At 48.7% G+C, this 12,573-nt stretch carries 12 protein-coding genes; 10 read left to right on the top strand and 2 right to left on the bottom strand.

What is annotated here, in order from left to right; genetic code table 11:
- The first annotated feature begins 108 nt into the window (after positions 1–108).
- The 8 genes from R70723_RS19225 to R70723_RS19190 all read left to right on the top strand — a co-directional run bounded on the left by R70723_RS19225 (position 109) and on the right by R70723_RS19190 (position 7,793).
- Complete coding sequence (locus tag R70723_RS19225) at positions 109–1,197, top strand: ABC transporter ATP-binding protein (protein ID WP_047171162.1); 1,089 nt, start codon at positions 109–111, stop codon at positions 1,195–1,197.
- Complete coding sequence (locus R70723_RS19220; RefSeq protein ID WP_039874429.1) at positions 1,194–2,072, top strand: carbohydrate ABC transporter permease; 879 nt, start codon at positions 1,194–1,196, stop codon at positions 2,070–2,072. Before R70723_RS19225 ends, R70723_RS19220 begins: the two co-directional genes overlap by 4 nt.
- Positions 2,073–2,084: 12 nt before the next feature.
- Positions 2,085–2,912 (top strand): carbohydrate ABC transporter permease, encoded by an 828-nt coding sequence (locus R70723_RS19215; protein ID WP_231574750.1) that lies wholly within the window; start codon positions 2,085–2,087, stop codon positions 2,910–2,912.
- Between the two features lie 81 nt (positions 2,913–2,993).
- Positions 2,994–4,304: an ABC transporter substrate-binding protein gene (locus R70723_RS19210; RefSeq protein WP_039874425.1), complete on the top strand. Its 1,311-nt coding sequence runs from the start codon at positions 2,994–2,996 to the stop codon at positions 4,302–4,304.
- A gap of 155 nt (positions 4,305–4,459) precedes the next feature.
- Positions 4,460–5,947 (top strand): serine hydrolase domain-containing protein, encoded by a 1,488-nt coding sequence (locus R70723_RS19205; RefSeq protein WP_081957429.1) that lies wholly within the window; start codon positions 4,460–4,462, stop codon positions 5,945–5,947.
- A gap of 153 nt (positions 5,948–6,100) precedes the next feature.
- Positions 6,101–6,559, top strand: a complete 459-nt coding sequence (locus R70723_RS19200) for a RidA family protein (RefSeq protein WP_039874422.1) — start codon at positions 6,101–6,103, stop codon at positions 6,557–6,559.
- Between the two features lie 25 nt (positions 6,560–6,584).
- Positions 6,585–6,968, top strand: a complete 384-nt coding sequence (locus R70723_RS19195) for a hypothetical protein (protein WP_039874419.1) — start codon at positions 6,585–6,587, stop codon at positions 6,966–6,968.
- A gap of 162 nt (positions 6,969–7,130) precedes the next feature.
- Positions 7,131–7,793 (top strand): HAD family hydrolase, encoded by a 663-nt coding sequence (locus R70723_RS19190; RefSeq protein WP_039874416.1) that lies wholly within the window; start codon positions 7,131–7,133, stop codon positions 7,791–7,793.
- Between the two features lie 129 nt (positions 7,794–7,922).
- On the opposite strand, the gene R70723_RS19185 is transcribed toward R70723_RS19190, so the two are convergent.
- Complete coding sequence (locus R70723_RS19185) at positions 7,923–10,517, bottom strand: glycosyl hydrolase (protein WP_039874413.1); 2,595 nt, start codon at positions 10,515–10,517, stop codon at positions 7,923–7,925.
- 258 nt (positions 10,518–10,775) lie between these two features.
- On the opposite strand from R70723_RS19185, the gene R70723_RS19180 reads away from it, so the two are divergent.
- Entirely contained in the window at positions 10,776–11,216 is a 441-nt protein-coding gene (locus tag R70723_RS19180) for an SHOCT domain-containing protein (protein ID WP_039874411.1), read from the top strand.
- Positions 11,217–11,460: 244 nt separating this feature from the next.
- Positions 11,461–11,919, top strand: coding sequence for an OsmC family protein (locus R70723_RS19175; RefSeq protein ID WP_039874408.1), 459 nt, complete (start codon positions 11,461–11,463; stop codon positions 11,917–11,919).
- Between the two features lie 347 nt (positions 11,920–12,266).
- Here R70723_RS19175 and R70723_RS19170 read toward each other — a convergent pair whose 3' ends face one another.
- Positions 12,267–12,554 (bottom strand): hypothetical protein, encoded by a 288-nt coding sequence (locus R70723_RS19170; protein WP_039874405.1) that lies wholly within the window; start codon positions 12,552–12,554, stop codon positions 12,267–12,269.
- Positions 12,555–12,573 lie beyond the last annotated feature (19 nt).

Genomic DNA, 12,573 nt, shown 5'->3' with positions numbered 1-12,573 from the left:
GAACGGTATAAATCAAGAAATCTGCAGACAACAGCGGCCGGAAGTCCAAACATTCTCTGGAGTCACGGCGAAGCCCAAATGTTACTAAACCCGCCAAAGGAGGAAACCATGAGCAGCATTGTACTGGAGAACGTAAGCAAAGCCTACGGCGATAAAAGCATCATAGAAGGACTAAATCTGACGATTGAGAGCGGAAGCTTCACCGTGCTGGTCGGGCCGTCCGGCTGCGGAAAGTCGACGACGCTGCGGATGATTGCCGGGCTGGAGGAGCAGACCGGAGGCCTGATCTCCATCGGCGGCAAGAGCATGAACCAGGTGGAGCCGGGCAAACGGAATCTGGCGATGGTCTTTCAGAATTATGCGCTGTACCCCACAATGACGGTGGAGAAGAACATCGAATACGGATTGAAAAATAACAAGGTACCCAAAGCCGAGCGAAAGCGCCTGATCACTGAAATTGCGGAGACAGTGGGCTTAACCAAGCATCTGCACAAAAAGCCGGAGTTTCTCTCCGGCGGCGAACGGCAGCGGGTCGCGCTGGCCCGGGCGATGGTCAAGAAGCCGGCGGTCTTCCTCATGGATGAGCCGCTGTCGAACCTGGATGCTAAGCTCCGCCAGCAGATGCGCGTTGAGCTAATCGAGCTGCATAAGAAGCTAGGTGCGACCTTCATCTACGTTACGCATGATCAGGTAGAAGCGATGAGCATGGGCACACAGATTGTGCTGATGGACGGCGGGCGGATTATGCAGGAGGATACACCGCACGGGATCTACAATGAGCCGCGCAATATGTTCACCAGCCATTTTATCGGCACGCCGCCAATGAACATTCTGGAGCTTGCCAGGTCAGGCGGCATCCTTAGCGAAGCACCGCACGGGGCGAAATTCTTCGGGTTCCGGCCGGAAAAAGCAAAATTTGTGCCTGAGCCGGGACTTGTGAGTGAACAAATACTTGAGCTGGATGCCATCCTTAGCAGCCGCGAGCTGCTTGGCTCAGAGGTGATTTACAAAGCAATGCTTACAAGCGGGCAGAGCGTAGCCGTCAAATGCTTCGACAGTCCCGAGCGCAGCCTGGAGCCGGTTAAGCTGTATGTGAACAAGGAGCAGTTATTCTTTTTCGACGCACAGGAGCATCGGATTCCGGCAGACGGCAGCAGAGCAGGCGTGACTGTATCGTCCATCGGAGACACAGCATGAAGAACCGTAGTAAGAGCATGAAGCTGCTGCCTTATCTGCTGGTTGCGCCGGCGGTGCTGATCCTGACGATTTTTTACATCTATCCGATTCTCTATAACGTATATCTGAGCTTCTTCACCTGGAACATGCGCGGGCCGATGAAGTTCGCCGGACTGGATAATTATATCGAGCTGTTCAAAGGCCGGGATTTTCTCGGTACCCTGAGTAATACGCTGCTCTACATGGTGATGGATGTGACGCTGGTGATGGTGCTGGCTATGCTGTTGGCCCTCTTTTTGCAGAAAAACACCTTCATCAACCGCTTCATCCAGACACTGAGCTTCACGCCGAACATCATCTCCCTAATCTCGGTCTCGCTGATCTGGATGTGGCTGATGAATACGGATACCGGGCTGTTCAACTATCTGCTCTCCCTGATCGGGGCCGGGCCGGTGGGCTGGCTGACGGATAAGCAGGTGGCGTTATTTTCACTGGTGCTCGTGTCGGTCTGGAAGTCGGTCGGCTTCAATGCACTGATTATTACCTCGGCCCTTGGCTCGATTCCCGCTCATCTGTATGAGGCTGCGGCGCTGGATAATGCCTCGAAGCAGTCAGTCTTTTTCCAGATTACGCTCAAAATGATCTCCCCGACCCTGTTCTTTCTGATCCTGATGAACATCATCGGCTCCTTCCAGGTGTTCGAGACGATCAACATCATGACCCAGGGCGGACCGGCGAATGCCACGAACACGCTGATCTTCAGTATCTACAAGCAGAGCTTTGAGTACTACCGGGTCGGCTATGCGGCGGCGATGGCGGTGGTGCTGATGGCGATTGTGGGGCTGATTACGATTTTTTACTTCAAGGCCATGGGCAGACGGGTCCATTACCGGTAAAGGAGCAGACTTGTGAAAACATTGATAAGAACGCCCGGGCTGATTCTGCGAATCCTCATCTCGGTGCTGCTGATCGTCATCTTCCTGACGCCGTTCTACTGGATGATTCTGACCGCCTTCAAAACGCTGGGCGAAGTCCTGGCGATGCCGCCGAAATTCTGGGTCCAGTCGCTGCAGTGGCAGAATTTTAAGGATGCTTTTACCCGGATAGATTTCCTGCATTATACGCGGAACTCCCTGATTATTACGCTGGGAACGCTGATTGGTCAGGTGCTGGTGGTTGTACCGGCGGCTTATGCGTTTGCGAGATATGATTTTAAGGGGAAAAACTGGCTGTTCGGCACCGTGCTGGCAACAATGATGATTCCTGGACAGCTGATCTTTCTGCCGATCTTCGTTATGTTCGCGAAGTCCGGGCTGCTGAACACTTATGTGTCGCTGATTGTCCCTTTTATCGCCAGCGGTACGGCTATCTTCATGCTGCGGCAGACGTTCATGCAGGTTCCCGACTCCCAGCTCGAAGCAGCACGGCTCGATAATGCCGGAGAATTCAAAATCATCTACACGATTATGATGCCCGCCGCGATTCCAACCCTGTCTACGCTTGCCCTGCTGACGTTTATCGGGACGTGGAACAGTTACTTTTTTCCGCTGGTGTGGACGACGACGGATGCTGTCCGGACGTTGCCGCTCGGCATTCAGAGGCTCCAGGATATTGAGGGCTTAAGCCCGCAGATTGTCATGGCCGGTAATATGATGCTGATTGTGCCGATTCTGATCGTCTTTGTGGTGGCGCGCAAGCAGATTATCAAGGCGTTTACTTACATGGGAGTGAAGTAGCGGCAGCGTCCGCAGGCTCCCGTGCTGATCCATAGCTTCAGCAGTACACATTAGAGAAGGTTCTAGGAGGAGAAGTGGACAATGAGTATGTGGAAAAAGAAAGTTCTGCCCCTGATGATGACAGTTCCTGTAACAATGGGGTTGGCTGGTTGTGCGCAGACTGATGCTGAAGTATTCGCTGCACCGTATGAGAAAGGGGAGCAAACAATAGAGCTGCAGTTCTGGACCTCCGCTGTCGAAGAGGTGAATCAGGCGCTGGTGGACCAGTTCAATGAAACCAAGGGTGCCGAGCTGAACATTCATGTTAATGCCGAGTATCAGGGCGACTATTGGGAGATGCAGCAGAAGGTGAATGCCGCGGCCATTGCCGGTACGCTGCCGAATGTGTTTGTGGACGAAGTGGCGATGACCAAGGGGTTTGCCGACAACGATATTATTGTGAACCTGGAGCCTTATATTAAGGCTACGGATTTTGACCGGTCCGATTTTCAGATCGGGGATCTGGGCAACCTTTACGTCGGTGAGGACCTGTACGCTTTTCCGCATATGAGAAGTGTGCCGGTGATGTATGTGAACAAGACGCTGGCGGCAAAGGCGGGACTTGATGCGAACGGCCCTGCTACCTTTGCCGAGCTTGAAGCTTACCTCCAGGCAGCGCATGATGCTACCGGCGAACCGCCGATGTACCTGTTCAACTACGATTTCTGGGTGATGGAGGCGCTGCTGCATTCGTACTCGGGGACTACGGTTGTTAATGCGGAAGAAACGGAATCGAATATCAACAGCGCAGGTGCGGTTAAGCTGATTACCTTCATTGAGGAGCTGGAGTCCAAAGGACTGGTTAAAGTGCTGGGCGTTACCGATTCAGATGCTTTCTATGCCGCGATTGCCAAGCCAAGCACGGCGCTGATCTTTGCCAGTATCGGCGGCTACAAAACGTTTGCAGGTATGGCACAGCAGAGCGGGCTTGAGCTTGGCGTGTCCATGATTCCAACAGGAGACGACGGTAAGCGTGGCGTGCCGGTGGGCGGCTCCAATACGTACCTGGCTAATACCGGATCGGATCAGGAAAAAGCGGCTGCCTTCGAATTCATGAAATGGCTGTCCGATACGGAGCAGGCTGCTTACGCTTCTGCCAACACCGGCTACCTGCCGACCCGCCTGTCTTCACTGGATACGGACCTGATGAAAGAAACGATCGCGGCATTCCCCGGCTACCAGGTAGCTTCCGACCAGCTCGAATTCAGCAAAATGCGTCCAATGACCGGCGCATACCACGAGATCGAGGACCTGATGGGCGGCCGGATCAACGAAATCTGGCTGGAGAACCTGAACATTCAGGAGAGCCTGGATAAGCTGGCTGAGGAAGTGAATGTGATTTTGAACCGGTAGGCTGTGCGGGGATTTTAAGGTGAATAATGAGGATGCAAAGCTTCTGCTTATTTTTTGGCGGGGGCTTTTTTATGCGAGGATGCTTGCAGGACGCAGTGAAGTGAATGGATAGGCCGTCAAACTCTATATAATGAAATTAGAAGGAGAGAGAAGCAATGAGGAGATTTTTTAGGGGGAAAGGGATGGTCTTAGGCTGTCTGGTCCTCATAATTGCGATATTTACGGCGTTCTGCTGGCAGGGGCTGAGGAATCTGTTCACGGCAGGAGAGTATGGGACAGTAGATGAAATGGCAGAAAGCGTCATGCTCAAAACAGCTACTCCGGGTGCAGCAGCGTTAATAACCCGGCAGGGGAAAACTGAGTTTAGGGTCTACGGGTACGCAGATACTGAGCAGCAAAAGCAGGTCACTGAAGCTACCCTTTTTGAGCTGGGCTCGACTACGAAGGCCTTTACGGCGCTGGCTGTTATTTTGCTGGAGCAGGAGGGCCGTTTAGCGTATTCGGATCATGTTACAGAGTATCTGCCATGGTTCGGGCCTGCTTTTAGAGGGAACAAGGCAGAGATTACGATCAGCCAGCTGCTGGCTCATACCAGCGGAATTCCGGCCTGGAGCATCGGGTTCATTCCTGAAGGTACTGCGCCGGAGCTGCTCGAGGACACCGTACATAAGATTTCTGACATTGCACTGGATACATACCCCGGCACCGGATATCAGTATGCGACGGTTAATTATGATATTTTGGCGCTGATTATTGAGCAAATTACAGGTATGAGCTATCAGAATTACGTAGGGCAGAATATTCTAATGCCTTTAGGAATGACAGACAGTTATTTTGCAACAGGGCAGGAAAAGGAACCGGAGCAGCTTAGCAAGGGTTATCGTGTGTTTTTTGGCAAAAGCATAGCGTACGACGCACCCAGATATTACGGTAATATAGCTGCCGGGTACCTGGTAACGAATGTTAAGGATTTGGAACGCTGGGTTCATGCCCAACTGGATATCGGGAATATACCGGATGCTCTAAGGAAGGCAATCAGACAATCACATGAAGCAAGCCCTGAGACAGCAGGGGTGGAAGCGGAAGGCCGATATTATTCCTATGGCTGGAGCCATGAGCCGGACCATCAGATGATCCGCCATACCGGAAGTAATCCTAACTATTCCTCACATGTCATCATCGATCTGGAACAGCAGACAGCTGTGTTTGTACTGGCCAACCTGAATTCGGCGGCTCCGTCGCTGATTGCAAGTAACATATATGAAAATATAAACGGCAATGCCATGAAAGCCTATAAATACGATGATACATATACTTTAGTTGATGTGGTGTTCTCGTTCTTAGTCCTGCTGGCGGTTATTAGCGTAACCCTTAAGGGGATCAGACTGGCCGGAGGGAGCAGGGGGGATATTCGAAACGAACGGTCAAGACGCCGAAAAAGAATAACAGCAGGGTTCGCTCTAAGCTTTAGACTCCTGCTACTGGTGCTAATTGTAATCTGGCCTTATCTGATTCAATACAATTACTACATGATCAGCGTGTGGATGTCTTCTGCCGTCTTTATTTGGATGGGGCTTGCTGCGGTCAGCTGCGTGTTATCGGTAATAAGCCAATGTATTAAAATAGCCGGGTTCACTAAATGAATCATCTTCTTGTATCATCGTTACGAATGCTATTGTCCTGTTGTTTGAAGTAGTGTGGATATGGCCTATGGAGACCAGTCAAGCACAAATGGTTGCTCCTTTACTGATAGGGTAGTATAATTCTTCCAAATCAGATGAGCGAGGAGATTGAACATGACTGAACAAACAGTAGCCAGTAGAATAGCAACATTAGGAATCGTTCTTCCCAATGCAAGCGAACCAGCAGCTAAGTACGCAAACTTCATAAAAGTAAACGGTTTATTGTTTGTTTCTGGCAAGGGACCTACTGGAACACCTAAAGGTAAGTTAGGTCAGGATTATACAACTGCAGAAGGTTATGAGTTTGCACGACAAACAGGGATTGAAATTTTGGCTGTACTAAAAACAGCTCTAGAAACACTGGATAAAGTGAAACGAGTGGTTAAAATTCAGGGTTTTGTTAATGCGGACGCTAATTTTGAAGAACATCATAAAGTGTTAAATGGTTGCTCAGATCTTATGCTGGATGTTTTCGGAGAAAAAGGTATCCATGCACGTTCAGTCTTTGGAGCTGTTTCGGTTAGAGACAATCTTCCCATTATAATTGATTCAATATTTGAGGTTGAGGAGTAGAGAGTTTTACGTTAGGAGACTGGATATGAACTTTTCAAACCGTTATATATGGATAGAAGCTGAAATGTGGCCCGTTGGCTCATGGAATCATAAGGATGGAAACTCTGATGTTATTGTTGTTTTTCCGAATCGTTCCAAATGGATTGCCAGTTTCTTCACTTACCAGAATATCGAGACATTAAGGCAAAAGAACATACAAACCGGTGAATGCATGAACGGCGCATATTACTGGTCCAGCGACATGGTGTTGATTGATATTATAACTAGGGATAGAATTGAACAACTAATTGATCATCTGAATAAACACGATAATTTCCAATCAGTCTTTAATCAATACCCCGATGTAGATACAGAAGAAGACGCGAACTATCCTGCTGGATTTTTTTTAACCGATGAATCATTCATCTAACAGGAAACGCTGGTCAAATAAAACGAGGTGTTCGTATGATTCCCCATATGCAATACTCGCTGTTATCTTAATTACAAGAGCTATTCTTAAAAAGAATAAAATTCTATAATTTAGCTGAGGATGGAATCTGAATAAATTAGAGTTTAAAGAAGGGCTAAAGACATGGATATTAAAGCGGTGCTCTTTGATTTGGATGGTACGTTATTGAACCGTGATGCTTCGCTTGTCTTTTTTGCTCGTGACCAGTACGATCGGTTTTCACAACTTCAATTAGTTGAGAAAGACATTTTTGTACGGCGGTTTATCGAGCTTGATAATCACGGATATGTTTGGAAAGATAAGGTTTACCAGCAGCTTATTGATGAGTTCTCAATTCAAGATATGGAGTGGACTGAGCTTCTAAGGGATTACTTAATTAGTTTTCAAAGGCATTGCATAGGTTTCCCTAATATGATGACTATGCTTACTCAATTAAAAAACAACGGAGTAAAGTTAGCGCTGATCTCTAATGGTTATGGACAGTTCCAGTATGATAATTTTAAAGCACTGGGTATTAGTCATCTATTCGACGAGGTTCTGATATCAGAATGGGAAGGACTTCGAAAGCCAAACCCGGAGATTTTCATTCGAGCTCTGTCAAAACTGGGTGTGAGAGCAGAAGACGCTCTGTTTGTGGGTGACCACCCGGAAAATGATATAAGAGCGAGTCGCGATGTAGGTATCAAAGCAGTATGGAAGCGAAATCAACAATTTTGTCTAGAGGTTAATGCCGACGCAATTATAAATGACTTGGAGGAATTAACTCAATACGTATTACGCTATTGATAACGCTGCCGGGTATGTTGATGTACTTTTGGCGGCAATCCATACACTATTATTACTCAGCATCGAATCCTTCTTTCTGGTGAAAAAAAGGTGGACCAGGGAAAATCCCTGATCCACCTTTTTGTCTGCTTAAGGCTCAATCCCCCACACCAGCTGGCCGCTCACATAACCGGTGACTTTATCATGGTTGGCGAACTGGCTAGCGGAGGCCTTGAAGGAGTAATCGTCAGCCTGATTGTAGTTGGACCAGTCATTTTTGGAGAAGCGTGTCTGGATTTCTGCGCTCTGGCCGGGATTAAGGGTTCCCGCTGCACTCGTAAAGCCGATCTCCAGCGCATAATCCGCTCCGGCAACCGGGGTAGCCAGCTTTACAAAATTGGCGGTGACATTTGCGCTTCCGACACTGGCCCAGTCACTCCAGAAGCTCTGAGCTTTGTCTCCGTCAATGGTATAGTAATACCGGAGCTTGATGTCACTAAGCTGGATCGCGGAAGTCCCGTTGTTAATCACTTTGAATTTTGGCGAAATGCCGTTGCTGGAGGCACTGGTGTTGCCATTGAAGGCTTGAATCGTCAGGTTCCCTGGCGGTACGGTAACACTGCTGTCCGTCACATTCACGGTAAGAACGGCATTATTCCCCGCGTTAAAATGAAAGGTGATCACGTGCTGGCCGACCGGCAGAGCAGCAAGATACGATTTTTTCAGAACAACAGCAGTGCTTGTTGCTGTATAATCCTGGCCGGAGACAAGCGCAGCGGTTCCTTTATTCACACTTGTCAGCTGATGCCCGTTCAAGGTAAGGGCTACGGAGATGTCCTGCTGCAGGGCTGCCGCTTTGTCAAAGGCTGCAGTTACAGGCGAAATTGTAGCATCCGGGCCCGGGCCCGGGCCCGGTGTGGTATCAATGATTTTCACCTTTAATACAGGGTCTTGTCCCTGATTGAAGTCCAGTACAATGGAATGCTCGCCGACCGGCAGCTGGGCCAGGTACGCTTTTTTCAGAGTCAGCGTATTTCCGTTCAGGGTGTAATCCTGATTTGCAGTCAAGGCGGAAGTGCCTGCCCGGAGAGCGGTTAGCGTATTGCCGTTAGGATTCACGGTTATAGCTTTGTCGCTCTGATTAGGCGTATTTTTGTCAAACTCGACGTTTGCCGGTGTGATAGATGCATTTGGAATGGGGTTATTCACACTCAGGTCAGGCAGCTCATCCAGGGTAATGACATAATTGCTCTGGTAGAGCGTCGTCAGCGTCGCCGGATAATTAAAGGCAGTGCTCATAAGATGCTCACCGTACCAAGGCAGGAAATAGAGCCAGCCGGATTTTTCCTCGGTCAGGTTCTTTACGCTCGGGATGGTGTCATTTTCCGTCATTGCTACCATTTTGGTACCGCCGGTTAAACCCACCAGCTGATAAAAAATCGAAGTAATCGCATCCTCATTAGGCACGCCGGACAATCCGTCATAGCGGTTGTAGATCGTATTGTATTTATCGTAGCCGACCAGATCGACCTGATCATTGCCCGGGTACCATGCCGGAGAAGTGCTGTATACATAGCTGTTGTAGGTCCAGATCAGGTTGTGCAGACCGTACGTTTCTGTGAGCTTGGTATAGATCTGATCCCACAGCTGCTTGTACACCTCAGCTCCGGCCGATGCCCACCAGAACCAGGCGCCTTCCCCGTTCAACCCGCCGTTGCCTTCTGCCTCATGGTATGGACGGAATAGGACTGGAACGTTGTTATCCTGCAGAATCAGCAGCTGTTCCGCCAGATCATCGATAGCCGTCATGACATATTCATACTCTCTGGTGCCGGGAACGACCGCATTGGCAGTATTAAAGTTGGTTTCAGTCGGCTTGTAGGTGGCTTTCTTCCAGTCTACAAAATCGCCGGCCTGATAGGCGGTGAAATCGCGCGGCACATTGATATGCCAGGAGGCTGTTGCGATCCCCCCGCGGTTATTGACCCAGTCGATCATCCGGCTCGTTGTTCCGTCCTCCCAGCCATACAGCGGATTATAGTTCATAAAATCAAAGCCGCGGATCGCCGGATATTTGCCGGTCAGATTGTGAATCCAGTCAAACTCAAGCTCGGCATTCCCGTCATTCCCGCCGCCGTAAATCTCCTGCTGGCCGGAGATGATATGATTGCCGTAAACCTCTGTTAAATAGTTCATCAGCAGCTGTGTTTCAGGGGTAGACTGGGGATCGGAGAGGACCGGCTGCACGTTCAGAGGGTCGAGATCAGCATAATCGACAGTGAAGGTGTCAAAATACGCGAACCCCCAGCCTGCCTTGATCTGGATGGTGTTGACGCCCTGGTTCAGCTTTTGGAAGCCGAAGTCGAAATCCTTCCAGGTGGTTGTGTAGGGCAGCATATACGAGCCCTTGGTAACGCCGTTAACCGTCAAAGACTGCTGTCTGCCGTCAGCGCTGAGCTCCTGCATATACCGGGTACTGATCGAATACATGCCGGTTTCCGGGACAGTCACTGAGAAGGTTAACGTGCCGGAGCTCTGCATCCAGACAAAGCCGCTTCCGGAGTAGCCGGGCTTGGGTGTTCCGTAAATCTGCGTAACCACCTGTAGATCTGAGCTGAGCTGGGCATTCTCGCTTTCAATCGTGAACAGCGGGGCATCTGCGTGAGCGGGGGCTATCCTCGCCATTCCAAGCAGCAGAGTAAAGACGAGCATTATTGCGCCTGCTTTTTTGACTAAATCTTTCATCGTCATCTTCCTTTCCATAATGAAATAGGATGAATAACTTGTAGTCTACTGATTCATGATGGCGCTTTCATAGAGAATATAGCATAAGTAACAAAAGATGTAAATATATGGTTTATAGGCTTGGTTTACATTTTCTTCATTATTACATTAGTAAAGCCTGATTTAAGGGTTCATTAATCTTGTATGTGAGGATAATTATAGAAAATAAATAGAAAAAAATGCTAACATAACACCTATCTTATAGATGAGGTGGATAATATGATACACGAAATCAGCGGTGGAACATCATCATTAGAGCTTTACGACGATTATCTGGTAATTAAGCCAAGCAACGTGCAGAAACTGAACGGACACACCCAAACGATTCCACTAGAGCAGGTGGTAACTATAAGCATAGTTAAGCCCTTTTTAAGGGTGCCTTACTTGCAGGTTATTACCCCCGGCCTTAAAACCTCCAAGAAGGATAATGTTAAGGGGGCTGCAGCAAACGTCGTTCTAATTCAGCCGGGTAAAATGAAAACCGCCGAAAAAATCCGTGATTATATAGCAAGCTATAAATCCGCCAGAAATAATCGCACAGCATCCCCGGCTCCTGCCGGATCGATCGATGATCTGAGACAGCTTGCAGAGCTGAGAGATTCAGGTGTTATTACTACCCAGGAATTTGAAGCCAAGAAAAAACAGATTCTCGGGCTGTAGGTATTTATCTATGAAGCAGGCATCTTTGTGAAAACAAAGGTGTCTTTTTGTTTTTTCCTTTTTTGATTGAAAAGTTTGTGCCAGTTGAAGCAACAGATTGCATATGGCCGTGTACTGCTCGAGTTTGCCTTCTCTATGTACTGTTGTGAAATTTTCCTGCGGGCCTCTCTATGATAAGATGGAATGAACCATTAACATCATACAACCCGGTGTGTACCGGAGAGAAACGGGAGGAACGAGAGTCATGAAACATCCTTTTCATCTAAAAGCGGTATGGAACGGCGGGCGTAACAGTGAGGGGAAAATTGACGCAGGCGGGCTCAAAACCGTCATTTCGATTCCACAGGAGATGGGCGGGCCGGGAACGGGTACCAATCCGGATGAGATGCTGCTGGGGGCAGCGGCGACCTGTTATCTGATTACGCTGGCTGCGATGCTTGAGCGTTCTGAGATTACACCTATGAGTCTGACCCTGGAGTCTGAAGCCACCGTGGATGTCACAAATAATGTGTTCACGTACGAGCGGATCACGCATAAGCCGAGGATTGTGCTCAGAGCGGATACAACAGATGCTGAGCTGATGAAGGCGGAGCGGCTGGCACATAAGGCTGAAGAGTCATGCATGATCTCGCGGGCCGTTGCGGGAAATGTAGCGATAGAGACGATGCCTACTATTGTAACGACGGAGTTTGATGCGGTCTGATGCGGTCTGATGCGGTCTAATGCGCCAAACAGGAAGCGGACCGGTCTAGCAGACTGGTACTTTGCTGAGCTGAATAGATTTAGGTGGAAATTAGTCATCTAATTCTCTGATAAGCTCCGCAATGAGGAACCTAGTTGGAAAAAGGTCACTTAATTTTACCGGATTTGCCTTCAGAGAGGTATATTGCCCCAAATAGATGACGTTTTTCCAACTAAATGACATAAATATCGTGAAATACTGAAATTAAGTGTCGAAAATCAAACTAAATTGATCGAGACCCATAAAAAGACGCCTGAAAGCGCGACGGACAGCTCCGTCCTCAGGCGTCTTTTTGTTGTGTGCTGCAGTCAGCGCTTAGTCAGCGAGTAAAAATAAAGGAGTAATGAAACCAGGGATACGCCTGCAAAGGTTTTAAGGAGTGCAGAAGCACTGGTTACTTCGAGCTCAAATACCCCCAGATATGAAAAGCTGTCAAACCCGAAATCAAAGGCTGCTGAGCTTAACAGTAGGACAGCTAAGATTATTGGCAGTGTGATGCCAAGCAGTGAAAAGTTTTTCAGATATTCCTCCCGCGCATCCTTAAAGATAAAAAGAACCGAGAATGCCACAACAATCAGGATAAGTATAAAAAACACCGAATCACCTCCTTAAATG

The sequence above is a fragment of the Paenibacillus sp. FSL R7-0273 genome (assembly GCF_000758625.1).
Lineage (GTDB): Bacteria > Bacillota > Bacilli > Paenibacillales > Paenibacillaceae > Paenibacillus_AQ.
The sequence above is the reverse complement of the archived record's forward strand: the minus strand, read 5'-3'. Positions and strand labels throughout refer to the sequence as shown.